The following is a 25,695-nucleotide window of genomic DNA, read 5'->3' as shown; positions in this document are numbered from 1 at the left end:
GATAGTGCGGATTACCCGTGTGAAAGTAGGTAATCGTCAGGCTCCCCAGCAGTGTCAGAAACCCCACCCCGCAAAGGTGGGGTTTCTGCGTTTACACGGCTGCAAAGGACGCAACCTCGCAACCGGCAAGCTCGCAAACGCTGCGCCAAACGCAGGCGTCCAGAACAGGACACCGGCAGCCGATCCGCAGCCATTTCAGAAAGACCCGCCCGCGCGCATCGCGCCCCCACACCCGGTCAATTTCCAATCAACCTCAGGCCGTCAGGCCCTCTTGCGCATCGGAAGCTGATACGGCAGCCCGGCAGTAAAGCGGTCCAGCCGTTCGCTCGCATCGGTGACTGCCCATAGCGGTGCGCCGTGCAATTGCCGATCGTAGTGGGTGGCAATGTCGGCGAAAAGCGCGAATCCACCCTCGTCTATCGCCCATCTTCCGGTATCTCGTCCGGTATCGAACACCTTGGCTATCTCGCGCTCGGCTGCGCCTAGTTGCTCGCCGGTCGTCGACCCGTAGCCGGCTTCGGCTAGGAACCCGGTCAATAGCATGGCCTGCGTGAGCGTCTGCGCATCGCTCACTCCGCCGTCGCCCCGTCGCAACGCGTCGAGCGCCAGATGCACGCGCAGCGCGAGGTCATCGGCGATTTGCCGGGCGATGGGCAACAGCATTGCCTTGGCATGCCGGGCGCGCGCGGCGCCGGTGTGTCGGGAAAACGGAATAGGTTGTGCCATGAAGGTTCAAGATTTTGCCTGTGCAGATGCAATAACGGCGCGCGCGATAAAAGATTGAGCCTTCCCGCCGCCCAGGCCGAAAAAACCACCGCGCCGCGGCGCATCAAGAAGCCCCTGTCAGACGCCACAAACCATCAAGCAACCTGCCGCTGCCAAGCCGTCGAGACCTAGCCTCCGCGAGTAATCCCGCCCCCCGTAAGCCGAAACCGCATCACTCCCCACTGCCCGCCGAATCTACCTCGTCCAAACCCACAGGACTGACACTTCGCGCCCGCACCCGCCGACGGATCTCCGAGTCGAGAATCAATCGCCCCCGCAGCTTCCCTTTCATCCGCTTGACGTACCGCGGCGCCTCGGTCATGTGCACCGTCATCAACTCGCGCACTTTCTCGACGTCACGCTCGCGTGCCGCCTTCGTGATCGCCTTATGAATCTTGACGTTCGCCTGTCCGAATCGCTCGTGTTCCGCCTGCGGCGTATCGTTACGGAACTCGATCAGTTGCCGGATCATTTCGTTGATGAGCTCGCAACTGAAGCGCAAAAAAGGATTCGGATTCGCGGCCGCAAGAATGTCGTGGAAATTCACGTCCTCCTGGCGCTGACGCACGATGTCCTGGCCGCCGTGCGCGGAAGCCGGCCGATCGCAACATGCGATGCTCGCCTCGAGCGCCTCGAAGTCCTGCTCCGTCAGATGCGGCACCGCGCCCGCCGCGAGCTCGGGCTCAAGTAGCTTGCGCACGGTGTAAATGTCGTCGATGGACACGTCCTTAAAGAATAGATAGTTCTGCAGAAGCTGCAACGTCCGGTCGAGCGGCACTTCAACGACCATCCCGCCGCCGCTCGGTCCGGTCGTCACCTTGATAAGCCCTTGCACCTCCAGCGACTTCAGCGCCTCGCGAATCGTGCTCTTGCTCACCGAAAACAGCTGCTGCAACTCGACCTCGCGCGGCAGCCGATCGCCCGGCTTGAGATCCTTCTCCGTGATCAATCGCTTGATTTCCTCCGCGACCAGATCGCCGCGCTTTTGCTGCTTGATCTCGATCGCGGCGCCAGCCTTGGCTCGGTCAATGGCCATGTTTCTTACTCCAATTTTGTGTGCTGCACCGTCGGTGTTTCGCGGACGTCAACCGGAGGCGCAAGTACAAGCCGCCGCGTCGCCGCCAGGAATTTTGCCTTATTGACACTGGAATTTATTGTACCTACGATCAAGTCAATCCTATTTATCATGATAAATAGCACGAACCGCGGCACTAAGAGCAAAGACTACACCGCGGCCAGCCACTTTTCGTAGTCGTTCACTGCGTGTCTCTCCAAGGAGCGTGATTTGAATCGCCGAAATATATTGAAGCTGGCCGCGCTGTCGGCCGTTCCGGGGACGCTGGGTTCGCTCGTCGCGCGCAGTGCTTTTGCGCAGGCGGGCAGCGTGCAATTCGCGTGTCCCGTGCCGATGTCCGGCGCGTTCGCGGCCAACGGCAAGTACGCCGACCTCGGCATGAAGCTCGCCATCGAACAATACGGCAAGGTGCTTGGCGAACCGCTCGCTTATTCCGTGCTCGACACCGAAGGCAAGCCGGCAACGGCGGTGCGCCGCGTGCAGGAAATCGCCCAGCAGAAGAACGCGCGCTTCTTTGCCGGAGGTATTTTGTCGTCCGAAGCATTGGCGATGGGCAAGGAAGTGCAGAAAGCCGGCGGCGTTTTCATCACGACGGCAGGTGCCGACGAAATCACAGGAAAGGACTGCAACGACGCAACGTTCCGCTGGTCCGTGCCCACGTATGGCGCGATCGAACAGACGGTGCGCCCGCTGATCCAGATGCTGCCGAAGGCCAAGCGGTGGTACACCATCACGCCGCAATACGTGTTCGGCGATGGTCTTCTGTCCGCGGCGAAAGCGGTGTTCAAGGAAAAGGGCATCGAGCATGTGGGCAACAGTTATCACTCGCTGAATGAAAAAGAGTTCAGCGGCTATCTGACGAACGCGGTTGCCGCGAAGCCCGACGTGCTGCTGATCCTCAACTTCGGCTCGCAATCGTCGGACACGCTGCGCCAGGCCGTGAGCTTCGGCATGAAGAACAACTGCACGATTCTGCTCGCGTGGGCTTCCGGTCTCGAGCAATTCGAGTCGCTCGGTGCGGATCTGTGCGACGGCGTGTATTTCGGCGCGCAGTACTGGCATGGTATCGATTCGCCGCTGAACCGCGATCTCGTCAAGCGCACGCAGGCGGCGTTCAAGACGAATCCCAACTACAGCCTCGCGGGCTCGTACGTCTGCACGAAGATTCTGCTGGATGGCATCGTCAAGGCCGGCAATGTCGATCCGAAGAAAGTGGCTGCGGCGCTCGAAGGCATGAAATACGATGGTTTGACAGGTCCGGAAGAAGTCCGCAAGGGCGATCATCAGGTGCTGAAGAACTACTATCTGCTGAAGGGCAAGGCGAAGAACAAGATGAAAAACGCCGACGACTACGCGGATATCGTGAGCTCCGGTCAATCGTTCCTGCCGCTCGACAAGACGGGTTGCAAACTGACCTGACGCGCAACGCCGCGCCGAGCAGCGCCGGCCACCTCGTGCCGGCATCCATGAATGCAGCGACGTTGCGCTCAATCACCACACAGTCGCCATGAACGTTTATCTTCTGCAGATCGTCAACGGTATCGGAGTGGGGATGCTGTATTTCCTGCTCGCGGTCGGTTTGTCGATTGTGTTCGGCCTGCTGCGCTTCGTGAACTTCGCGCACGGAGCCTTTTATCTGCTCGGCGCGTATTTCTGCTATCAGGCGATGCAGTGGTCGCTGAACTTCTGGACAGCGCTCGTCGTCGTCCCGATAGCAGTCGGCGCATTGGCATGGGTCGTCGAAAAGCTGATCTTGCGGCACGTCTACGCACAGCAGCACGAGTTCCACATTCTCGTGACGGTCGGCCTCGCGCTCGTCGTGCAGGAGTGCGCGATCCTCGTGTGGGGACCGCTCGGCGATAACGTGCCGGTTCCTGACATGCTGAACGGCGTGGTCATCTGGGGCAGCTTTGTGTATCCGAAGTATCGGCTGTTCGTGATCGGCTTCACGGCTGTGCTCGCCGCGTTGCTGTGGTGGGTGCTGGAGGGCACGCGGCTTGGCAGCGCGGTGCGTGCGGGCAGTGAATCGACGGAAATGGTGTCGCTGCTCGGCATCAACGTGTTGCGTGTATTCAGCCTCGTGTTCGCGCTCGGCGCTGCAACGGCTGCGCTCGCCGGCGTGCTCGCCGCGCCGATTCGCGGCGTCGATCCCTTCATGGGCATCGAGGCGCTCGGCGTCGCGTTCGTCGTCGTCGTGGTGGGCGGCATGGGCAACTTTCTCGGCGCGCTGGTGGGCGGCCTGCTGGTCGGCATCGTGCAAAGCGTGATGAGCACGCTGTGGCCCGAGGGCGCGCGCCTGATGATCTACGTCGCGATGGCCGCCGTTCTTCTGTTGCGGCCGAATGGCCTACTGGGGAGAGCCGCGTGATCGACACTTCCAAATCCGGCGTCGCGAAGGCGGCGCCGCAGGCATCCGGCGGGCGCGCGTTGGGCCACACGCTGCATCGCTATCGTTTTCTTTTGCTCTCGTTGCTGGTCGTATGCATTCTGCCGTTGACGCTGCGCTCAGGCTCGCTCGCCACCGAAGTCCTCGTATTCGCGCTCGCCGCGTTAGGCTGCAATCTTCTGCTTGGCCACACGGGACTGTTGTCGTTCGGGCAAGGCATCTTCTTCGGACTCGGTAGCTATAGCGCGGGGCTCGTGCTGACCAAAGCCGCCTTGCCGGTGCCCGTTGCGTTGCTTGCGGCGCTCGTGGTCGGCGCGGCAGCGGCTGCGCTCGTCGGATGGTTTTCGATCAGACAGCGCGGCACCTACTTCGTGATGCTGACGCTCGCGTTCGGACAACTGTTCTACTTTCTCGCATACACGACGCCCGAGCTGACCGGCGGCGACAACGGCCTGCTCGATATTCCCCGGCCCGCGCTCAGGTTGTTCGGCCACGAACTGATCGCGTTGACGTCTCCGTGGCAGTACTACGGATTCGTCGCCGTGCTGTTTCTCATCGTGTTCTGGCTGCTGATGCGCGTCTCGCACTCCGTATTCGGCCGCACGTTGCTCGCGATTCGCGACAACGAAGCGCGCGCCGCCGCGGTCGGCTACGACGTCAAGCGGTTCAAGCTCATGGCGTTCGTGATCTCGGGCGCGGTGACGGGGCTCGCCGGCGCATTGCATGCGTTGATGACGGGCATCGCGCCGCTATCCAACATCGATTACCACACGAGCGAAATGATCCTCGTGATGACGGTGATCGGCGGCACCGGCAATCTGTTTGCGTCGGTGCTGGGCGCCGCGTTCTATGTGCTGTTCGCCGACTGGCTTTCCACGTTGTGGCCGCGCTGGCTGCTGCTGCTCGGCATCGTGCTGATGGCGGTGAGCCTTTACATGCAGCGCGGTCTGTGGGGCCTTGGCGAGCGAATCTGGGAAGCGCTGCGCCGTCATCCGCAAGACGACGCCCAGACCGTTCCCGCAACCGGTAGCAGCGACGACACCGCAACGGAGCGCACATGACCGAGCCCATTCTCAACGCAAGCGGCGTGATGAAGCGCTACGGCAAATTCACGGCGCTCTCCGAGGTCAACCTGCGCATCATGCCGCGCACCGTGCATTCGGTGATCGGCCCAAACGGTGCGGGCAAGACCACGCTTTTTCATGTACTTACCGGCACGTTGCCGATCACCGCAGGCAAGATCGTGTTCGACGGCCACGACGTGACGCACGAGCCCGATCACAAACGCGTGCGCCGCGGCGTCGCGAGATCGTTTCAGGTGACGAGCCTGTTCGCCAATCTGAGCGTGCGCGAAAATCTGCGGCTTGCCGCACAAGGCGTCGATGCCGTGCGTGCGCTCAATGCATGGACGCCGCCGCGCGGCGCGCTGGCGCACACCGATACGGTCGACGGCGTGCTCGAACGTCTCGCGTTGCAGCGCTTCAGCCAGGTGCCGGCGGGCGCGCTGTCGCACGGTCAGCAGCGGCGGCTCGAAGTCGGCATGGCGCTCGCCGCTCGACCGAAGGCGATCTTTCTCGACGAGCCGACGTCCGGCATGGGCATCGACGATCTCGACGATATGAAGCATCTGATTCGCGGCTTGCGCGACGACTACACCGTCGTGCTGATCGAGCACAACATGGGCATCGTGATGGACATCTCCGACACCATCACCGTGATGCAGCAAGGACGCGTCCTAGTGGAAGGACGTCCCGACGAAATTCGCGGCGACGAGCGCGTGCGGAGCGCCTATCTCGGCAACATGATCACCGGAGGCCGCGCATGATTCTCGACGTGCAGGACATTCACGGCTTCTACGGCAAAAGTCACATACTGCAAGGCGTTTCCTTGCAGATCGGCGAAGGCGAGACCGTCACGCTGCTGGGCCGCAACGGCGCGGGCAAGTCCACCACATTAAAGGCGATTGCCGGCATCGTCGCGCCGAAGAACGGGCGCGTCGCATTCAACGGCACGACGATAAGCGGCCTCCAGCCGCACAAGATCGCGTCGCGCGGCGTGTGCTTCGTGCCCGAACATCGCGGCATTTTCCGTTTGCTCACCGTCGAGGAAAACTTGCGGCTCGGCGCGCGCAAAGACTCGCCGTGGCAACTCGACGACATCTACCGGATTTTTCCGCGGCTCAAGGAGCGGCGCACGAATGGCGGCGGACAGTTGTCGGGCGGCGAACAGCAGATGCTCGCCATCGGCCGCGCGCTGATGAACCACCCGCGTCTTCTGATGCTGGACGAACCTGTCGAAGGTCTGGCGCCCGTCATCGTCGAAGAAATCGTCGCGCAACTCAAGCTGATTCGCGAGGCGGGCGTCGCGATTCTGCTCGTCGAGCAAAACCTCGAGGTCTGCACGCAACTCGCGGATCGCCACTACATCATCGAGCAAGGTGTGATCGTTTATTCGGGCGATAACGCATCGTTCGCCGCCGACGATTCGATCAAGGACCGCTATCTCGGCGTCGGCGTCGTTTGAAGCTACGCCCGACTTCACTATGAGGAAGCATTGATGCAAGTTCATGACTCACAACGCGGCGACGCGCTTGCTCGTCTGCGCGTCGACGGCGAACGGCTTTGGAACAGCCTCATGCAACTCGCGCAGATCGGCGCGACGGAGAAGGGCGGCGTTTGCCGGCTCGCGCTCACCGAACTCGATCGCATCGCGCGTGACCGGTTCGTCGCGTGGGCGAAGGAAATCGGCTGCACCGTGCGCGTCGACGCGATCGGCAATATCTTTGCGCGCCGCGCGGGTTTGCGCGACGACCTGCCGCCCGTCACGACGGGTAGCCACATCGACACGCAACCGACCGGCGGCAAATTCGACGGCAACTACGGGGTGCTCGCCGGCCTCGAAGTGCTGCGCACACTGGCCGATGCAAACGTCACGACACTCGCGCCGCTCGAAGTCGCCGTGTGGACCAACGAGGAAGGCTCGCGCTTCGTTCCGGTGATGATGGGCTCGGGCGTCTTCGCCGGCGCGTTCACGCTCGAGCATGCGCTCGATCAGCGCGACCGCGAGGGCATTTCCGTGCGCGACGCGTTGGCGGCCATCGGCTACGTCGGCGAAAACACGAAACCGCATACCGTTGCAGCGTATTTCGAAGCGCACATCGAGCAGGGCCCGGTGCTCGAGGCGCATGACAAGACCATCGGCATCGTGCAGGGCGCACTCGGCCAGCGCTGGTACGACGTGACCGTGCAGGGCATGGAAGCGCATGCGGGACCCACGCCGATGGCGTTGCGCCGCGATGCATTGCTCGTCGCTGCCGATCTGATCCACGCGGTGAACCGCATCGCGCTGGATCATGCGCCGCATGGCCGGGGCACGGTCGGCTGGGTCGACGTGCATCCGAACTCGCGCAACGTGATTCCTGGTCGCGTGAAGCTGACGGTCGACCTGCGCGCCGCCGACGACGCCACGCTCACCGCAATGGACAGCGCACTGCGTCAAGCGTGCAACTCCGCGGGCGAGCAAGCGGGCATCGACGTGACTATCGAGCAGGTCGTGTACTTCCCGCCGCAACCGTTCGCCGCGAACCTGGTGGCAGCGGTGAAAGAAGGCGCCGACATGCTCGGCTTTTCATCGATGGACGTCATCAGCGGCGCGGGCCACGACGCGGTCTATCTCGCGCGCGTCGCGCCGGCCGCGATGATCTTCGTGCCGTGCAAGGACGGCATCAGCCACAACGAGATCGAGGACGCACGCGCGGATCATCTCGAAGCCGGCTGCAACGTATTGCTGCACGCGATGCTGAAGGCGGCGCAAACCGTGCCGAGCGCGCCCGTGCCGGAGGGCTCGTGCGTATGAAAATCCTCATCGCGCGGATGAATCACGAGACCAACACGTTCTCGCCGGTGCCCACTCCGTTGTCCGCCTTCGGTCTGAACGGCGGGAAGCCCGGCCCGAGTTTCGGCGACGACGCGTTCAACGACAACAAGGGCATGCAGACCGGGATGGCCGCGTTCATCGACGCCGCCGAGCGCGAGGGCGCGCAGATCGTGACGCCCGTGTCCGCAGCGGCGAACCCGAGCGGACCCGTCGACGCTGCGGCCTACGACGCGATCTGCGATGCAATCGTTGCAGCCACAAACGGATGCGACGCTGTGATGCTCGATCTGCACGGCGCGATGGTCGCGGAAAATTCGAACGACGGCGAAGGCGATCTGCTCGAACGCGTGCGCGCCGCATTGCCGAATGCGCCGATCGCCGTCGCACTCGATCTGCACGGCAACGTCACGCAGAAGATGATCGACAACGCGGACGTGATCGTCAGCTTCAAGACTTATCCGCACGTCGATATGTACGAGACCGGCGCGCACGCCGCGCGTTTGCTGTTCGCGTCGATGCATGGCGACGTGAAGCCGGTGATCGCGTGGCGTCAGCCGCCGCTGCTCACGCATACGCTGCGCAGCTCGACGGCCGAAGGCGCGATGAAGCGTGCGGTCGATGCCGCCCGCGCCGCCGAAGCGGACGGCATGCTCGCGGTCTCGGTGCTGTCGGGCTTTTCGCTCGCCGATATCGAGGCGCCGTGCATCAGCGTCGTGGTGGTCGGCAACGGCGATCGCGCGCAAGCGGAAGCGGTCGCCGAGCGCATCGCGCGGCAGATCTGGAACGAGCGCGAGGATTTCGTCTACCGCAGCGCGCCGCTCGCGGAATCGGTTGCAGAAGCCGCGGCGCTCGCGAAAGACGCCGACAAGCCGGTGCTGCTGCTCGATCACGGCGACAACTGCATGTCGGGCGGTACGTGCGACACGATGGACCTGCTCGAAGAAGCGCTTGCACGGCAACTCGACGGCATCGTCACCGGGCCGTTGTGCGATCCGCAGGCGGTGGCCGCGCTGATGGCCGCGGGCGTCGGCAGCACGGTCACCATCACGATCGGCAACAAGGTGGAGAGCGGCGCAGGCGCGCCGCGTGCGCCGGTCGCGATGACCGGCGTCGTGCGCGCGTTGACCGACGGCGAATACGTGATCACCGGCCCGACCTACACCGGCCAGCGCGCGCATATGGGGCGCGCGGCGGTGCTCGACACGGGCACGGTGAAGCTCGTCGTGACCGAGCACACGCACGAACCGTGGGACCTCGGCGTATTCGAAAGCGTCGGCATCGATCCGCGTCGCGCGCGCTTTCTGCTGCTCAAATCGCGCATGTATTGCCGTCCGGTTTTCGTGCCGATTTCGGCGGGACTCGTGGAGTGCGATAGCCGCGGCGTGACGAGTTCGGACTACGGGCTCTTCGCTTTCAAGAACGTGAAGCGCCCCGTGTTCCCGCTCGATGCCGACGCCGAATGGAACCCGGCGCATTGAATGACGTCCGGCCCTTGTGCAGTTTCGAGAGACTCTCTATAATTCGCGCCTCTATAGGCTCGTAGCTCAGTTGGTTAGAGCACCACCTTGACATGGTGGGGGTCGTTGGTTCGAATCCAATCGAGCCTACCAACGCATTGTGACGTAGACGAAAGCGGCTTCGCTTTCGTCTACTGTCCTATCAGAAGCAAGTCGCTTCAGTTCTCTTTTCCCTTTCGAATCCGGCTCAGGCTTAGATCGCGCGTTGCAAAGCGGCGTTCGGTGCGCTTGCGTCCTGCGGCGCGGCAGATTCCGTATCGAATCCATAGAACGACAAGGCCGTTTTGCGCACGATTGAATCGAGATCCTCCGCATGAAGGCCGAGATCGAGCAGCGCGGACAACGATTCGCCGTAGCTCGTGACCGCTTCGTATTGCGTGTGCGGCCAGTCGCTGCCCCACATCAGGCGATGCCCGCCGAAGTGCTCGATCAATTGCGCCGTTGCGTCGGCAACGAACGACGAGCCCGGCGCCGCACAGCGATACGCGCCCGACACCTTGACCCACACGCTGCCCGTGCTGCCATAACCGAGCAGCGCTTTGAAACCGCGGTCCTGTGTGCCCAACGCGGGATCGGGCCGGCCGAAATGATCGACGACGACTCGCACGCCGCGCTCGAGAAGCCGGTCGATCATCGGCGCGAGATCGATTGCGTTTCTGTGCAACTCGACATGCCAGCCGAGCCGCGCGACGTTATCCAGTAGAGACGTCCACGGTTGTGCGCCGAGATCCGGCAGCGTCTGTTCCATCAGGTTGAGGCGAATGCCCGTCACGCCGCGGCGGTGCATGTTCGCCAATTCACTCGTGCTTATGTCGGGCGCAACGACGACGACGCCACGAAGGCGCTCGCTCTGCGCGGCCAACGCTTGCAACAGATAGCCGTTGTCGGTGCCGAGAAAGCTCGGCTGCACCAGCACCGCATGCGTCATTCCGTGCGCGTTGAGCAGCGGCAGATAGTCGTCGAGTGTTGCATCGTAGGCGGGCGCATAGCGCCGCTCGCCGCTCAACGGCAAGCCTCGCTCGAAAACGTGCGCATGCGTGTCCACGCCGCTGTGTGCAAACGGGAGTGAGGGGGGCAGTGCGTTCATATTCAACTACGCGGGGAATTCAGGGTGAAATGCGCGGCGTCAGTGGCGTCCGTCGCATCAGTGCGATCGGCGGACTGATCCGGCGCCGCGCCGCGCAGACGCTTGCCGCGCGTTTCGGGAAGCAGCAGCACGGCGATCATCGCGAGCCCGTACGCGATGGCCGCGTCGATGCCGATGGCCGCGCCGAGCGACATCGAATGGCTCATGTAGCCGACCAGCACCGGAAAACCCGCCGACGCAATGCGCCCGAAGTTGTAGCAAAAGCCGACGCCGGTGCCGCGCATGTCGGCGGGATATAGCTCGTTGAAGAGCGGCCCGAGGCTCGCCGGAATGCCCGCCGCGAAGAGGCCGAGCGGAAAGCCGAGCACCAGCATTTGCATGTTCGTCAACGGCAGCATCACGTACGCGAGCACGGTGACGATGCAGCAGAAAGCGAACAACGCGATATTGCGTCGACGGCCGATGCGATCGAGCAGATACGCGCTCAGCATGCAGCCGCACCAGAATGCAACGATCACGACCGCGAGATAGCCGCCCGTGTTCAGCACCGACAGATGCCGCTCCTTCGCGAGAAACGTGGGCAGCCACGACATGATCGCGTAGTAGCCGCCGTGTGCGCCCGTGCCGAGCACCGCGCCGATGAGCGTCGTGCGCAGCACACGCGGCTGGAACACCTGCACGATCTGACCGAGCGCGGATACCCTGGCGTGCGCGTCGACGCCGACGGGCGCAACCCGCATCGGTTCCTTCAGATTGCGCCGCACGAACAGCACGAGGCCGGCGGGCAGCAGGCCGACCGCGAACATCACGCGCCACGCGGTGTCGCCGGGCAGCCAGGAAAACACCGCGGCGTAGACCAGCACCGCGCCGCCCCAGCCGACGGCCCAGGCACTTTGCACCGCGCCCATCGCGCGGCCGCGATGTTCGGTGCGGATCGTCTCGGCCATCAGCACGGCGCCCGCGGCCCACTCGCCGCCGAAGCCGAAGCCTTGCAGCGCCTTGAGCAGCAGCAGTTGCGGGAAATTCTGCGCGAATGCGCACAGGAACGTGAAGCCGGCGAACCAGAGAATCGTCATTTGCAACGTGCGCACGCGGCCGAAGCGGTCCGACAGCGCGCCCGCAATCCAGCCGCCGAGCGCCGACGAGATCAGCGTGACGCTGCTGATCGCGCCCGCTTGCGTATGGCCGATGCCATAAGCCGCGATGATCGCGGGAATGGCGAGCGTGAACATCTGCACGTCGAGCGCGTCGAGTCCCCATCCGGCGAAGCAGCCCCAGAAGGTGTTGCGCTCCACCGGCGTACTCTCTTTGTACCACCTGAACATAGCCATCTCCGTCCGTTGTTCTGTCCGAATTCATGCAGTCATATATATGAATGTATGAATCTTGCACTCGATTCCGCGCGCGGTCATTGGGTAATAACCCTTGCTCGCCTGAAACCGGCGCGATGCGGTAGAGTGGTGACTCCTCTGTATAACTGTATGAATCCATGAATACGGCGTCTTTCGCGTCAAGGCCGGACGACCGGCTGCCCCGTTACCAGCAATTGCGCGACGACCTCGTCAGCCGCATTGCCGCCGGCGAGTGGGCGCCCGAAGAGGCCATCGCCACCGAGGCCGAACTGGGTCAGTTCTACAACGTTTCCACCGGCACCGTGCGCAAGGCAATCGATCTGCTGGTCAGCGACGGCGTGCTGACGCGAACCCAGGGCAAGGGCACGTTCGTGCGGCGGCCGCGCTTCGACTCGTCGCTGTTCCGCTTTTTTCGCTTCGTTTCGCGCGACGGCCAGCCTGTGCTTCCCACGGCGCGTGTGCTCAAGCGCGAGATCGTCAAACCGAACGAGGAGATCCGCGACGCGTTGCGCATGAAGACTTCCGAAAAAGCGATTCATTTGTCGCGCGTGCGCATGATCGAACGCCGAACGGTTCTCGCCGAAGAAATCTGGTTGCCGCGCGCGCGTTTCGAAGCGCTCGCCACGTTGCCGCTCGATCAGTTCGAGGACCTGCTGTATCCGCTGTACGAACGGCTGTGCAAACAGATGGTCGCATCGGCGACGGAAATTCTCCGCGTCGAACAGGCTACCGCCGAAACCGCCACGCTGCTCGGCATCAAAACGGGCAGCCCGGTGATTCTCGTTCACCGCGTGGCTTCCGACTTCGCCGGCGCGCCGTTCGAATGGCGCAGCACGCGCGGCGCGGCCGATACGTTCCAGTATCAGGTCGACATCCGCTAAACGCCACGCCGGCGTTTTCTTCTCTCTCACGCAAGACCCCCGTGCGCCCGCGCTATGCGGGTATCACCTCATGGCGTCGCATCGCGATTCATACAATCATATATATGACTGTATCAATATTGCCGATGCAATCCGGCAAGCGGAGAAACGATGTCCACACAACTCACATTCGAGCAGCAGGTCATGAAGAAGATGGCGTGGCGGTTAATGCCGCTTCTCATCATCATGTTCCTGATTTCGTTTATCGACCGGCAGAACGTCGGCTTCGCCAAGCTGGAGATGGTGCACGCGCTCGGAATGACCGAGGCGTCGTACGGATTGGGCGCGTCGCTGTTCTTCATCGGCTATCTGCTGTTCGAAGTGCCGAGCACGCTCGCGCTGCATCGCTTCGGCGCGCGCGCGTGGCTTGCGCGCATCATGCTGACGTGGGGCGTCGTCACGGTATTGATGGCGTTTGCCCGTTCGCTGCCGGTGTTCTACTCGTTCCGTTTTGCGTTGGGCGTCGCGGAAGCCGGGTTTTATCCGGGCGTCATCTATTACCTCACGCAGTGGTTTCCGCAGAGCTATCGCACGAGAGTGCTGGGCTTTTTCACGCTCGGCAGCTCGCTCGCGAACATGCTCGGCTCGCTGATCGGCGGGCTCCTGCTGACGCTCGGCGGCACGTGGGGTTTCGCGGGCTGGCAGTGGGTGTTCATCGCGACCGGCTTGCCGGCGGTGATCGTTGCCTTCGTCGCGCTCAAGTACCTGCCGAATTCGGTCAGTGACGCGCCGTTTCTCTCGCAACAGGAGAAGGACGTCGTGCTCGCCGCGCTGAAACGCGAGGCCTCGGACGCCGCGAAGGCGACGCATCCGTGGGCGGCGCTGCTCGATCCCAAGGTGCTGATGTTCGCGCTGACCTACATGCTGATGTCGACGTCGCTGTACGGCGTGACGTACTGGATGCCCACGCTGCTGAAGAGCGACGGCGTGTCGTCGTCGCTCAACGGTGTGCTCAACATGATTCCGTGGGCGCTCGCGACACTGCTGCTGTTGTGGCTTCCCGGCAAGCTCAAGCGCGAGCGCGTGGTGTTGAAGGCGATGAGCCTTGTTGCAGCGGTCGGCGTGGTGGGCTTCGCGTCGAGCCTCGTGCTGCCCACCGCCACGCTGCGCTTCGCGGCGCTGTGCCTCGGCGGCGCATGCATCCCGTTGCTCTATCCGTGCTTCTGGTCGCTGCCGCCGCGCTTTTTCTCGGGCGCGCGCGCCGCGGCGAGCGTTGCTGCGATCAATGCGATCGGCAATCTCGGCGGCTTCGCGGGACAGAACCTGATGCCGTACGTCGGCAAGACGGCGCACAGCCAGATCGCGCCGATGCTGGTGCCGACCGCATGTTTGCTGACGTTGGGAATCGGCACCGGCATTGCCGCGTTGATCGGCGCGCGCCGCCGCGTAGCACTTGAAACAGCGCCGCTGCGTTCGAACTGATTGACGGGTACAAAAAAACGGCCGCGCATGGGCGCGGCCGTATGCATTTACGAGCCTGAATCACGCACGCTCAAATCGGCTTCACGGACGAAGCAGATCGAAGCTCGCCAGCACCAACACTCCGGTCACGGCGATGAGCGCCACCGAATGTTGGCCGAAGTAGAGAAGCGCCGCCGCCGACCACGACGCCAGCGTAAATACCGCAAGCTTTTTCATCAGAACCTCAACACCGCCGCGAGCAGGCCGCTGACTACGCCGCAGATCACCACGGCCAGCGCGACCACGCTCAGCACGCGCTTCGGGAACGAGCGCCCGAGCATCGCCATCGACGGCACGCTGATCAAAGGCAGCGTCATCAGCAGCGCGCCGGCCGGACCGGCGGCCATGCCGAACGACAGCATCGCCTGGATGATCGGCACTTCGCCGGCCGTCGGAATCACGAACAGCGTGCCGGCGATGGACAGCGCGACGATCCACAACACGCTGTTGTCGATATCTGGCCCGACATGCGGAAAGAGCCACGCGCGCGCCGCGCCGAGAATCAGCACGAGCACGATGTATTCGGGCACGAGACGCAGCGTCATCGTGCCGAGGATTTTCACCCAGCGCGTGAAGGCGTTGCCCGGTTCGTCTTCGGTGACGAGTTGCGCGATGGCTTCGCGCGACGCCTGGGCTTCCTTCGGCGTAACCATGCGGTTCACCAGGTAGCCGAGGCCGAACACCATCACGAGGCCGAGCGCGAGCCGCAGGCCCATCCATTGCCAGCCGAGCACGAAGCCCATGAAAACCAGCGTAGCCGGATTCAGCGCGGTATTGCCGAGCCAGAAGGCGATGGCCGCGCCGGGCGCCGCCTGACGCGCGCGCAGTCCCGCGACCACCGGCGCCGCGCAGCAGGTGCACATCATGCCGGGCAACGACATGAGGCCGCCTTTCACGACGCTGCTGAAGTCGCTGCGGCCGAGCGCGCGTGCGACCCATTGCGGCGGAATCAGCGCCTGGACCGCGGAGCCGAGCAGCAACCCCAGCACCATGGCTTGCCAGATCGCCTTGCCGTACGCGAACGCGTAGTCGATTGCGGATTGCCACGACGCTTCCGGCGCGCTCGCCGACGTGCCCATCAGAATGGACTTGCCGATCGAATGCTGGCTCGCGGCGACGAACGCGCGGTTGTAATACGGAAACCACTTCACATAGAAGAGTCCGACGACGGCGATCGCAAGGAACACGATCCAGCCAAGAGCGACGCGGGGCTGGCGAAGGGTTGATTGCATGTTGTTTTCAAACGTTGATGTTGAGTCAAACAAGCGCGAACGAGCGCTTGTCGAGTTGCGCGAGAAGCGCTTTGGCCTGGTCGACGACGTCGGCGTCGTTCGGCCGGAATTCGATTTGCAGCGCCTGCGGCAAGTGCACGAAATGCTGATGGCTGCTGCGCGCGTAAGCGGGATCGTAATGCAGTTCAATGAGCGCGTTCGCGAGTTCCTCGCGCCGGTTTTCGTCGACGAGTTTCTGCCAGCCGGCCACGCGCTCGCGGCTATGCAAGCCGATCAGGCGCTCCAGTTGCGTCTTCAGCAACGCGGGGTCGTCGAACAGATGCGCGTAGTCGTGGAGCAGAAACGCCGAGCGGTCTTCGCGGCTCGTCGCCACTTCCACGCACGCGCCGCGATGAAACGTCTCGAGCAGCGCGAGCGGCAGCGTAATCGCGCCGATGCGGCGGCTCTCCGCTTCCACGAACACCGGACGCGCGGCGTCGAAGCCGCGCAGCGCGCTAACGAGCAAGGTGTCGAAGCGTTTCTGCGACGGCTGCGCAACACCCGCCCATGCGCCGAGCAGCGAGCCGCGATGCGCGGCCAGCGCTTCCAGGTCGAGCGTTTGCGCGCCGGCTTCGTCGAGCGCCGCGAGCAGCCGCGTCTTGCCGCTGCCGGTCGGGCCGACCAGCGCGACGTAACGGAACTGCGTCGGCAGCGTGACGAGCGCCTCGACAGTCGCCCGCCGATAAGTCTTGTAGCCGCCGTCCAGTTGACGCGCCGGCCAGCCGATCATATTGAACAGCGACGTGACCGAGCCCGAGCGTTTGCCGCCGCGCCAGCAATAAACGAGCGGCCGCCAGTTGCGCGGCCGGTCCGCGAAGGTAGTTTCCAGATGCCGCGCGATGTTGCGCGCGACCAGCGCCGCGCCGACCTTCGTCGCCTCGAACGGCGACACCTGCTTGTACATGGTGCCGACGATCACCCGTTCCTCGTTGCTCAGCACCGGCGCGTTCATGGCGCCCGGAATATGATCCTCGGCAAACTCGAGAGGCGTGCGCACGTCGATGATTTCATCGAAATCACCGGCTTGATCGAGGCTGACGAGTAGGTTTTTCAAGGGCGTGCCGATACGAAATGGGACAAAAAGCAGAGAACGACGGAAACCGGGCAGCAACGCGTGCCAAGGGGCGCCGCAACGTCACAAGGCCGCCGGAAAGACCGAAATTATCGCATGCGCCGCGAGTGGCGGCAGGGCGCGGCTTTCTGAATCCTTACGGGCCGGCTTGTGGGCCGCCGGCTCCTTTTAGACGACGTCCACGCGTGCGTCGCCGGCAACCATCTCGCCGATCACGCGGGCATCGCCGAAACCGTCGGCATGAAAGAGGGCGAGGACGTCGTTGACGGCGTCCGGCGAGCACGACACCAGCAGGCCGCCCGAGGTTTGCGGATCGGTGAGCAGCGTGCGCGCGGTCGAAGGCAACGTCGCGGGCAACGCAATGTCCTTGCCGTACGCGTCCCAGTTGCGCCCCGACGCGCCCGTGAAAACGCCGGCTTGGGCAAATTCGACGACGCCCGGCAGCCACGGCAAATCGGCATAGCGCACGCGCGCGGTCAGCTTCGAGCCGCGCGCCAGTTCGAGCGTGTGGCCGAGCAGCCCGAAGCCCGTGATGTCGGTCAGCGCGTGCACGCCGTCGAGCGCGGCGAGTTGCGCGCCTGGGCGGTTGAGTTTGGTTGTCGCGCCGATCATCGCCGCGTAGCCGTTCGCATCGAGCCGGTCTTTCTTCAGCGCTGCCGACAGCACGCCGACGCCGAGCGGCTTGCCGAGAATCAGCACGTCGCCGGCCTTCGCGCCCGCGTTGCGCTTGACGCGCCGCGGATCGACCACGCCGATCGCGACCAGACCGTAGATGGGCTCGACCGAGTCGATCGAATGGCCGCCCGCGAGCGGGATGCCCGCGTCCGCGCAAACTGATTCGCCGCCCTTGAGCACCGCCGCAATTACGTCGTGCGGCAAGACATTGATCGGCATGCCGACGATGGCGAGCGCCATCAGCGGTTTGCCGCCCATTGCATAGACGTCGGAGAGTGCGTTGGTCGCGGCAATGCGGCCGAAGTCGAACGGATCATCGACGATCGGCATGAAGAAGTCCGTCGTCGCGACAATCGCCTGCTCGTCGTTGAGCTTGTAGACGGCGGCGTCATCGGCGGTATCGTTGCCGACCAGCAGGTCGGGAAAGAAGGGCAGCGGCGCGCTGCGCTTGAGCAGGTCGGCGAGCAGGCCGGGGGCAATTTTGCAGCCGCAGCCGCCGCCGTGCGACAGGCTGGTGAGGCGGGGCGAGGGCGTGGACTGAGCTTGGGCTTGAGCGTCGATCATTGTGGCGCGAATTTGTGGCTTCGAATGATCGCATTATGAAGCTTGTCGGCGTGGCGCGCTGCGGGCCGTGCTGCTAATGCACGCACGCGCCACGCCGAATCTTCACGCAACTTCCAAAGCTCAGCCGAGCCAGCCCTTGATCGCCGCCGACATCGCGGACGTCGAAATGCCATAGCGGTCATGCAGCGTCGGCAACGCGCCCGCAGCGAGAAACGCGTCGGGCAGCGCAACCTGGCGGAACGGGCACGACACGCCCGCGCGCATCAGCTCGGCCGCAATCGCTTCGCCCAGACCGCCGATCGTCGTATGGTTTTCGGCCACCACGACGAGCCGCCCCGAGCGCTTCGCCTCGCGCACGATCGTCGCCGTATCGAGCGGTTTGATGGTCGGCACATGCAGCACGCCGACGCCGATGCGGTCGTTCTCCAGCGCCTTCGCGACTTCCAGTGCGCGCATCGTCATGATGCCCGACGAGATCACCAGAACGTCGGCGCCGTCGCGCAGCATCTTCGCCTTGCCGAGCTCGAACGTGTAGTCGTATTCGTCGAGCACGGCGGGCACGTTGCCGCGCAACAGACGCGCATAAACGGGACCGTTGTGCGCGGCAATCGCGGGCACCATCTGTTCGATGTCGAGCGCATCGCACGGATCGATCACGGTCATGTTCGGCATCGCGCGCATCAACGCGAGGTCTTCAGCGGCCTGATGGCTTGGACCGTAACCCGTAGTGAGCCCCGGCAATGCGCAGACGATCTTCACATCGAGATTGTCTTCGGCGATCGCCTGATGCATGAAGTCATACGCGCGGCGCGTCGCGAATACGGCATACGTCGTCACGAACGGCTGCGCGCCTTCGTGCGCGAGGCCGGCCGCCGCGCCCATCAGCAATTGCTCGGCCATGCCCATCTGATAGTAGCGCTCGGGGAATTCCTTCGCGAAGATGTGCAGGTCCGTGTACTTGCCGAGGTCGGCCGTCATGCCGACCACGTTGCTCTTGTGCCGCGCGAGTTCGACGAGCGCGTGACCGAACGGCGCCGAGCGAGTGAGCTGGCCTTCGCCTGCAATCGACGCGATCATCGCCGAGGTCTTCAGGCGCGGTTTGCTTGCGGTGACGTTGCTCATGCGTGACTCCCGATCTCATGCGATTTCGTTGTTTCCAGTGCTTCGAGCGCGAGCTGCCATTCGTGCGCGTCGACGCGGATAAAGTGGTTCTTCTCGCGCTCTTCGAGAAACGGCACGCCGCAGCCCATGCGCGTATCGGCGACGATCATGCGCGGCTGCGCGCCAGGATGCTTGCGGGCCGCGTCGAATGCGGCGGCCACTGCGCCAATGTCGTTGCCGTCGACGCGCTGCGTGAACCAGCCGAATGCTTCGAGCTTTTCGACGAGCGGCTCGAACGCCATGACCTGGGTGGACGGTCCGTCGGCCTGCTGGTTGTTGACGTCGACGATGGCGATCAGGTTGTCGAGCTTCCAGTGGCTCGCGGACATGATGCCTTCCCAGATCGCGCCTTCGTCGAGTTCGCCGTCCGAGAAGAGCGTGTACACGAACGACTTCGAGCCCTTGCGCTTGAGCCCGAGACAGCGGCCCACCGCAATCGTCAGGCCGTGGCCGAGCGAGCCGCCGGACATCTCCATGCCGGGCGTGTAGCTCGCCATGCCGGACATGGGCAGACGGCTGTCGTCGCTGCCGTAGGTTTCGAGTTCGGCGGCGGGCAGAATGCCGGCTTCGAGCAGCGCCGCGTACAGCGCGATCGCGTAGTGTCCGTTGGACAGCAGGAAGCGGTCGCGCTCTTCCCATTCCGGATCTTCCGGTCGATAACGCATCGCGCCGAAGTACGCGACGGCCAGCACGTCGGCGATGTCGAGCGCCTGGCCGATGTAGCCCTGGCCCTGCACTTCGCCCATTAACAACGCGTTTCTGCGGATGCGATAGGCGCGCTCGGCGAGCGATACCACCGGCGCATTGAGTGGACTGTTCATGTCGTCTCCTGAGATCAGTCGAATAGTTGAAAAGGATCAGCGGTTCACGGACTTCGCGGGCACGAGGAACACGAGGCACGCGCCGAGCGTGACCGCGGCCGAGATGAAGATGAGCCCCGCGGTCGAACGGCCTGTCAGGTCGTTGAGCCAGCCCACGATGGCCGGTGAAAAGAAGCCCGCGAGATTGGCGAAGCAGTTCACCGCCGCGATGCCGGCCGCGGCCGACATGCCGCCGAGCAGCGCCGTCGGCAGCGACCAGAATTGCGACGACGACGCGAGAATGCCCGCCGCTGCAACGCTCAAGCAGACGATCGACGCGGGCACGCTGCCGAGCGTCGGCAGAATCGCGAAGCCTGCGGCGGCGATTAGCATCGGAATGGCGAGATGCAGCCGGCGTTCGCGGCGGCGGTCGGCGCTCATGCCGACCAGCGGCAATGCAACGATCGCGCACAGATACGGAATCGCGGTGAACACGCCCACCCACAGGGGATCGGCGACACCCGATTTACGAATGATGGTCGGCAGCCAGAAGGTCAGGCCGTACTGGCCGAGCACCACGCAGAAGTAAATCGCGGCCATCAGCCACAAACGGCGGTCGCCGATGAACGAGCGAATCGAAACATGAGCGGTGGTATGCGCGTTGTCGCCGGCCACATTGCGGGCAAGCAGATTCTTTTCCGACTCGGTGAGCCACTTCGCTTTCGCGATGCTGTCGTCGAGATACAGCAGAATCGCGACGCCCAGCACGAGCGAAGGCAGCGCTTCGAGCAGGAACAGCCACTTCCAGCCGGACATATTCATCGCGCCGTGAAGCGAATGCATGATCCATCCGGACAGCGGGCCGCCGAGTATGCCGGCAAGCGGAATCGCCATGAAAAAGAGCGACAGCGCCTTCGCTCTGCGCGTGGCGGGAAACCAGTACGTCAGATAAAGAATCACGCCGGGCGCAAAGCCCGCTTCGGCGACGCCGAGCAGAAAGCGCAGCGCGTAGAACGCGGTGGGCGTCTTCACGAAAACGAACGACGCCGAAATCACCGCCCATGTCAGCATGATTCGCGCGAGCCACTTGCGCGCGCCGACACGATGAAGAATCAGATTGCTTGGCACCTCGAACAGAAAGTAGCCGAGAAAGAAGATGCCCGCGCCCATGCCGTAGACGGTTTCGCTAAAGCGCAGATCGTTGAGCATTTGCAGCTTCGCGAAGCCCACGTTCACGCGATCCAGATACGCGCCGAGATAGCACAGCATCAGAAACGGAATCAGCCGGCGGCTGACTTTCGCGTAGGTTCGCGACTCGAAGCTCGTCGAGTCCGCGTTCGCGAGCAGCTCGCCGTCGATAGGCGAGGCGGTGTATTTCGATTTCATGTTTGTCTCCTTCCATGTGCCCTGGGTGAGTCCCGGGTGCGAGGCGTCCGTCAATGAATGAGCATGCCGCCGTTCACGTCGAGCGTGATGCCCGTGAGATAGGTGGACAGATCGCTCACGAGAAAGAGGCACGCGTTCGCGACGTCGGCCGCATCGCCAAGCCGGCCGAGCGGAATGCCCTTGATGATGTCGGTGCGCATCTCGGGCGTGAGTTTGTCGCCGGTGATGTCGGTCTGGATCAGGCCCGGCGTGATCGAGTTCACGCGGATGCTGTCGGGACCGAATTCGCGAGCCATCGCTCGCGCGAGACCGAGCACGCCGGCCTTCGCCGCGCTGTAATGCGGGCCGCCGAAAATGCCGCCGCCGCGCTGCGCCGACACCGACGACATGCACACGATGCTGCCGCTTTTCTGTTCCTTCATCGCAGGCAACACCGCTTGCGACATGTACAGCGTGCCGCGCAGATTGACGTCGACGATCGCGTCGAAGCCTTCGGCGCTGATGTCGAGTGTGCGCACCGGCTGCGTGATGCCCGCGTTGTTGACGAGACCGTCGATGCGGCCATAGCGTTCGAGCGCCGCCTTCGCGGCCCTGACGCAGGCGGCTTTGTCGGTGACGTCGCAGGCGAGGCCGAGATGTCCGGCGCCGAGGTCGGCGGCCGCCGCTTTCGCATCTTCTTCGCGCAGATCGAGGATCACGACATGCGCGCCTTGCGCGGCCAGCGCTTTCGCCGTCGCCTTGCCGATGCCGCGCGGCGAAGCCGCGCCCGTGACGATAACCACCTTGTTCTCGAGCAGCATCACTTGTCTCCTGAATGTTGATGTGATGGCGCAAGTGTCCGGCAGGCCGCAACCCGCATCAACGCGGTACGGCTCAACTATGCTTGAGAAATTTTCAGGTGTTCGTGCGGGGAAGCGCGACGCTTGCTGCGCGGCGGTTTGCGGGCAGCAAGGCAGCAAGGCAGCAAGCGGTGTACGGGCGATGATGGAATACCCTGGTGCCGAAACGCCCGCGATTGTCAGGCCGCGCGCGCCTGATGACCGATTTCCCGCTCGATCCACGCGATGAATCGTGCGACTCGCGGCAGCTCCGCATTTTGCGGCGGATAAACCAGATGATGCGCGCCGACTTCGACCGCATGCGAATGGTCGAACACCGGCACGAGCGCGCCTTCGCGGATGCGAACCGACGCGAGCATCAGACTTTCGAGCGCGATGCCGAGCCCGAGCGCCGCCGTTTCGAGCGACATATACGAGCGGTCGAACGAGAAATCGAAGGTCTTATGCGCGGCCGGCACGCCGGTGCGCCCGAACCATTGCTTCCACTGAACGAGCGGTGTTTCGGAGTAAATCAGCCGATGCGCAAGCAGATCTTCCGGCGCGTTGACCGGGTGCTCGCGCAGATAAGCGGGCGACGCGAGCGGCGCGATGAATTCGTTGCGCAGCGTGCGGACTTCGAGATCGCGCCAGTTCGCGTAGCCGTGCCGTATGTCGATGTCGTAATAGCCGCTCGTGAACGAAACGTCTTCATACGAGCACGCGAGATTCAACTGGATATCGCCATTGGCTTCCTGAAACGATGCAAGCCGCGGCAGCAGCCACATGAGCCCGAAGCTCGGGCTCGAATGCACGCGCAGAATTTCGACCTCGGTGCGGCTCGATGCGCGTTCGGTCGCGCGGCTCAAATCCGCGAGAGAACCGGTCACGTCGGATAGATAGCGCTCGCCCGTCGGTGTCAGCACGAGGCCGCGGCCCGAGCGATAGAACAGCGCCTGGCCGATGACCGACTCGAGATTGCTGATCTGATGGCTCACCGCCGAAGCAGTCAGGCCGAGTTCTTCCGACGCGCGGTTGACGCTCCCGGTGCGGGCCACGCTCTCGAAAGCGATGATGGCTTTGACGGGCGGAATGCGCATGTGAAGTCTGGTTCGCTGTTCGTTGTGAAGTGTTCCCGATGCTGACCCCGGCCACACGAGGGCAGTAGTGCGGTAAACCATGAAGCGCCTCGTGCGGTGCAGCAAGTGCGCGAGCGCAGCCGCGATTATCCGTCAATCGTCGGAAAGTGCCTCGCCGGTACGCGCTTTGCTGCCTTCAGTTCGGGTCGATGCGGGCGGCAAGCCGAACCTCGGGCATGGAGGCGTGACATGGGATGCGGCGCGAAGGGTGTCATGACGTTGGGGCACGAAAAAGACGTTGCCGGCGAGGAAATGCTCAACATGCAGCATCTTGAAGCGAGCCCTGACGGCGAGTTCGTTCTGCTCGTGGAAACCGAGCGTTCCGAATGGGGCGTGCAGCAGCAGACCAGTTACCGGATGCCTGCGAAACGCCTGATCGAGTTGATCAGGACAGAGGGCGAACGCATCGGCGATTAATGCGCGCCGCGAGCCCCGATGCGCGGCAGTCAATTCATCGTAGGCGCGGGTGTCCGGCGGTTATGGCGCGCAAGCGTATCGCGATAGATGCCCGGCACCATCGCCAGTTTCGCGGGCGTGCCTTCCTGAACGACGCGGCCGCGATTCATCACGATGATCCGGTCGAACGACTGCAACGTCGACAGTCGATGCGCGATCGCAATCACCGTGCGATTTTTCATGAGGCGTTCGAGCGCGGCCTGAATGACGATCTCCGATGCGGTGTCGAGCGCGGACGTTGCCTCGTCGAGCAGCAGGATCGGCGAGTCCTTCAGGATCGCGCGCGCAATCGCAATGCGCTGACGCTGTCCGCCGGACAACTTCGTGCCGCGATCGCCCGCTATCGTGTTCAGGCCGTCCGGCAATGCGGCGATGAAGTCCATGCAGCTCGCGTCCTCGCACGCGCGCTTCACGTCGGCTTCCGTTGCATCGGGACAGCCGTAGCGGATGTTATCGAGCAGCGAGCGATGAAACAGCGTGACGTCCTGAGGCACGACGGAAATCGCCGCCTGCAGACTCTGCAACGTCACGTAAGAGATGTCTTGATCCGAAATGCGCACGCATCCGTTGGCGGGATCGTAGAAGCGCTGAAGCAGCGCGAGCACCGTCGATTTGCCCGCGCCGGACGGCCCGACCAGTCCCACGCGCTCGCCTGCTTCGATATGCAGTGTGAGGTCGCTCAATACACGCCTGCGCCCCGGATAAGCGAACGAAACGTTGTCGAAGTCGACGGTCGCCTCGCGCACGATCAGCGGTATCGCTTTCGGCGCTTCGGGCATCGCGTGAGGCGTCAGCAAGGTTTGCGATGCTTCCGCGAGACGCGCCACGTGCTGCGTCAAATCGACGAATGCCACGGCGACATCGCGCGAACCGTGCAGAATCGCGAAGCCTAAGGAGCCGACCAGAACCACATCGCCGGTGGTCGCGCGGCCTTGCGTCCACAGCCAGATCGTCCAGCCGAGCAATGCCGCCGACAGCAACGCAGTCGCGAACGCGTGCACGAGACGCAGCTTCTCTAGATACAACAGACTGCGCCTGCGTGCCACGGCTTCGGCTTCGAGATGGCCGTCGAAGCGCCGCAACTCCGCGGGCACCGCGCTGAACGCGCGCACCAGGCCCATATTGCCGATCACGTCGACGAGTTCGCCGTCCACCGAAGCGGCCTGGCTCGCGAACGCTTCATGCCGCGAGGTGCCTTTGCGCGCGAGCCAGAACAGACACGCGGTGAGCAGCGCCGAAATGGCGACGAGCGCGATGCTCATCGGCAGGCTTACGGTTGCGACCATGACGATCGCGCCGATCACGGTGAGCGTCGGCGGCAATGCGGTCCACGCCACCGTGTTTTCGATTACGTAGACCGCGTTCGCCGTGGCCGACACGCGGCTCGACAGCACGCCCGGTTGCTTGTCCGCGAAGAAGGTCGGCGCGTGGCCCATCAGATAGTCGAACATGTCCTGGCGAATGTCGCCCGTCACGCGCACGAACGCGCGCGAGGAGACCCAGCCGGCGACGCGCCACATCAGGTTGTCCGCAAAAATGAGCCCGACGAGCACGGCGAACGCATACGCGACCGTCTGCGGATGCGCGCGTCCCTGAGGCAGTGCGTCGATCAGATTGCGGATGCCGTATTGCGACGCCAGCGCGAAGCCGACCGCGGCGACGACACTCGCGAGCACGATGGCGTGAGCCGTTTTACGGCGCGCGATGTAGCGCCAGATGAGACGAATCGGCCGGCCGGCGTAGCGCGACAGAACGCGCGAATGCCGCCGCCCGCGCACGCGGCTCGCGCGGCCCCGATCGCTGTGGTCGACGAGTTCCATGGTGCCCTTCCCGAACTTGCGCGCCGGCAGGCGACAGGTTTTCCTTCCATGCGGGAAAGGGTTCCATGTGTCCGGCGAAGGAGTTGCGCAAGGGGCA

General features: G+C 63.7%; 24 protein-coding genes and 1 tRNA gene. 11 read left to right on the top strand and 14 right to left on the bottom strand.

Features of this window, described 5'->3' with window-relative positions; all coding sequences use genetic code 11:
• Window positions 1-261 precede the first annotated feature (261 nt).
• Both C8K18_RS30205 and C8K18_RS30200 read right to left on the bottom strand, forming a co-directional pair.
• On the bottom strand, window positions 262-726 hold the full coding sequence (locus C8K18_RS30205) for a hypothetical protein (protein ID WP_029966626.1): 465 nt from the start codon (window positions 724-726) through the stop codon (window positions 262-264).
• Window positions 727-937: 211 nt separating this feature from the next.
• The gene (locus tag C8K18_RS30200; protein WP_029966624.1) at window positions 938-1,801 is read right to left on the bottom strand and encodes a FadR/GntR family transcriptional regulator; all 864 of its coding nucleotides are present in this window, start codon (window positions 1,799-1,801) and stop codon (window positions 938-940) included.
• A 249-nt stretch (window positions 1,802-2,050) separates the two neighbouring features.
• Between C8K18_RS30200 and C8K18_RS30195 the strand changes: the two genes are divergently transcribed.
• From C8K18_RS30195 to C8K18_RS30160, 8 genes are all read left to right on the top strand, one after another.
• Window positions 2,051-3,259, top strand: coding sequence for an ABC transporter substrate-binding protein (locus C8K18_RS30195; RefSeq protein ID WP_006049065.1), 1,209 nt, complete (start codon window positions 2,051-2,053; stop codon window positions 3,257-3,259).
• A gap of 88 nt (window positions 3,260-3,347) precedes the next feature.
• The gene (locus tag C8K18_RS30190; RefSeq protein ID WP_029966620.1) at window positions 3,348-4,208 is read left to right on the top strand and encodes a branched-chain amino acid ABC transporter permease; all 861 of its coding nucleotides are present in this window, start codon (window positions 3,348-3,350) and stop codon (window positions 4,206-4,208) included.
• Window positions 4,205-5,287: a branched-chain amino acid ABC transporter permease gene (locus C8K18_RS30185; RefSeq protein WP_107710769.1), complete on the top strand. Its 1,083-nt coding sequence runs from the start codon at window positions 4,205-4,207 to the stop codon at window positions 5,285-5,287. Before C8K18_RS30190 ends, C8K18_RS30185 begins: the two co-directional genes overlap by 4 nt.
• On the top strand, window positions 5,284-6,051 hold the full coding sequence (locus tag C8K18_RS30180) for an ABC transporter ATP-binding protein (protein ID WP_107710768.1): 768 nt from the start codon (window positions 5,284-5,286) through the stop codon (window positions 6,049-6,051). Before C8K18_RS30185 ends, C8K18_RS30180 begins: the two co-directional genes overlap by 4 nt.
• Window positions 6,048-6,749, top strand: a complete 702-nt coding sequence (locus C8K18_RS30175) for an ABC transporter ATP-binding protein (RefSeq protein ID WP_029966616.1) — start codon at window positions 6,048-6,050, stop codon at window positions 6,747-6,749. The genes C8K18_RS30180 and C8K18_RS30175 overlap by 4 nt, the downstream gene beginning before the upstream one ends.
• A gap of 33 nt (window positions 6,750-6,782) precedes the next feature.
• Window positions 6,783-8,081, top strand: a complete 1,299-nt coding sequence (locus C8K18_RS30170) for a Zn-dependent hydrolase (protein ID WP_107710767.1) — start codon at window positions 6,783-6,785, stop codon at window positions 8,079-8,081.
• A complete protein-coding gene (locus C8K18_RS30165; RefSeq protein ID WP_107710766.1) occupies window positions 8,078-9,580 on the top strand; it encodes a M81 family metallopeptidase in 1,503 nt (500 codons plus the stop codon). The genes C8K18_RS30170 and C8K18_RS30165 overlap by 4 nt, the downstream gene beginning before the upstream one ends.
• Before the next feature lie 55 nt (window positions 9,581-9,635).
• Window positions 9,636-9,712 (top strand) — tRNA-Val (locus C8K18_RS30160).
• Window positions 9,713-9,812: 100 nt separating this feature from the next.
• Here C8K18_RS30160 and C8K18_RS30155 read toward each other — a convergent pair.
• Both C8K18_RS30155 and C8K18_RS30150 read right to left on the bottom strand, forming a co-directional pair.
• Window positions 9,813-10,706: an amidohydrolase gene (locus C8K18_RS30155; protein ID WP_107710765.1), complete on the bottom strand. Its 894-nt coding sequence runs from the start codon at window positions 10,704-10,706 to the stop codon at window positions 9,813-9,815.
• Window positions 10,707-10,708: 2 nt separating this feature from the next.
• Entirely contained in the window at window positions 10,709-12,031 is a 1,323-nt protein-coding gene (locus C8K18_RS30150) for an MFS transporter (protein WP_107710764.1), read from the bottom strand.
• A 164-nt stretch (window positions 12,032-12,195) separates the two neighbouring features.
• Between C8K18_RS30150 and C8K18_RS30145 the strand changes: the two genes are divergently transcribed.
• Entirely contained in the window at window positions 12,196-12,939 is a 744-nt protein-coding gene (locus C8K18_RS30145; RefSeq protein WP_107710763.1) for a GntR family transcriptional regulator, read from the top strand.
• A gap of 150 nt (window positions 12,940-13,089) precedes the next feature.
• Complete coding sequence (locus tag C8K18_RS30140; protein WP_029966609.1) at window positions 13,090-14,400, top strand: MFS transporter; 1,311 nt, start codon at window positions 13,090-13,092, stop codon at window positions 14,398-14,400.
• A gap of 81 nt (window positions 14,401-14,481) precedes the next feature.
• On the opposite strand, the gene C8K18_RS33905 is transcribed toward C8K18_RS30140, so the two are convergent.
• The 9 genes from C8K18_RS33905 to C8K18_RS30100 form a co-directional block, all read right to left on the bottom strand.
• On the bottom strand, window positions 14,482-14,616 hold the full coding sequence (locus C8K18_RS33905) for a hypothetical protein (protein ID WP_006049077.1): 135 nt from the start codon (window positions 14,614-14,616) through the stop codon (window positions 14,482-14,484).
• Complete coding sequence (locus C8K18_RS30135; RefSeq protein ID WP_107710762.1) at window positions 14,616-15,671, bottom strand: permease; 1,056 nt, start codon at window positions 15,669-15,671, stop codon at window positions 14,616-14,618. The genes C8K18_RS33905 and C8K18_RS30135 overlap by 1 nt, the downstream gene beginning before the upstream one ends.
• A 25-nt stretch (window positions 15,672-15,696) precedes the next feature.
• Window positions 15,697-16,764 carry a tRNA 2-selenouridine(34) synthase MnmH gene (mnmH, locus tag C8K18_RS30130; protein WP_053859609.1) on the bottom strand — a complete coding sequence of 356 codons (1,068 nt, stop codon included), beginning with the start codon at window positions 16,762-16,764 and terminating at the stop codon, window positions 15,697-15,699.
• Window positions 16,765-16,950: 186 nt separating this feature from the next.
• Window positions 16,951-18,021: a selenide, water dikinase SelD gene (gene selD / locus C8K18_RS30125; RefSeq protein WP_107710761.1), complete on the bottom strand. Its 1,071-nt coding sequence runs from the start codon at window positions 18,019-18,021 to the stop codon at window positions 16,951-16,953.
• 120 nt (window positions 18,022-18,141) lie between these two features.
• On the bottom strand, window positions 18,142-19,143 hold the full coding sequence (locus C8K18_RS30120) for a transketolase family protein (protein WP_107710760.1): 1,002 nt from the start codon (window positions 19,141-19,143) through the stop codon (window positions 18,142-18,144).
• Complete coding sequence (locus tag C8K18_RS30115; protein ID WP_107710759.1) at window positions 19,140-20,003, bottom strand: transketolase; 864 nt, start codon at window positions 20,001-20,003, stop codon at window positions 19,140-19,142. The genes C8K18_RS30120 and C8K18_RS30115 overlap by 4 nt, the downstream gene beginning before the upstream one ends.
• Before the next feature lie 36 nt (window positions 20,004-20,039).
• Complete coding sequence (locus tag C8K18_RS30110; RefSeq protein ID WP_107710758.1) at window positions 20,040-21,368, bottom strand: MFS transporter; 1,329 nt, start codon at window positions 21,366-21,368, stop codon at window positions 20,040-20,042.
• Window positions 21,369-21,418: 50 nt separating this feature from the next.
• Entirely contained in the window at window positions 21,419-22,168 is a 750-nt protein-coding gene (locus C8K18_RS30105) for an SDR family NAD(P)-dependent oxidoreductase (RefSeq protein ID WP_029966600.1), read from the bottom strand.
• 218 nt (window positions 22,169-22,386) lie between these two features.
• Complete coding sequence (locus C8K18_RS30100) at window positions 22,387-23,283, bottom strand: LysR substrate-binding domain-containing protein (RefSeq protein WP_107710757.1); 897 nt, start codon at window positions 23,281-23,283, stop codon at window positions 22,387-22,389.
• 252 nt (window positions 23,284-23,535) lie between these two features.
• Here C8K18_RS30100 and C8K18_RS30095 point away from each other — a divergent pair, with 252 nt between their 5' ends.
• Window positions 23,536-23,739, top strand: a complete 204-nt coding sequence (locus C8K18_RS30095; RefSeq protein WP_258196219.1) for a hypothetical protein — start codon at window positions 23,536-23,538, stop codon at window positions 23,737-23,739.
• A gap of 29 nt (window positions 23,740-23,768) precedes the next feature.
• Here the strand turns inward: C8K18_RS30095 and C8K18_RS30090 are convergent, their stop codons facing one another.
• Window positions 23,769-25,598, bottom strand: a complete 1,830-nt coding sequence (locus tag C8K18_RS30090; protein WP_029966597.1) for an ABC transporter ATP-binding protein — start codon at window positions 25,596-25,598, stop codon at window positions 23,769-23,771.
• Window positions 25,599-25,695 lie beyond the last annotated feature (97 nt).

This window comes from Paraburkholderia sp. GV068, from assembly GCF_003058125.1.
In the GTDB taxonomy this organism is placed as follows: Bacteria; Pseudomonadota; Gammaproteobacteria; order Burkholderiales; family Burkholderiaceae; genus Paraburkholderia; species Paraburkholderia graminis.
Note: the sequence above shows the minus strand (reverse complement) of the source record. Positions and strands in the feature narration are given on the sequence as shown.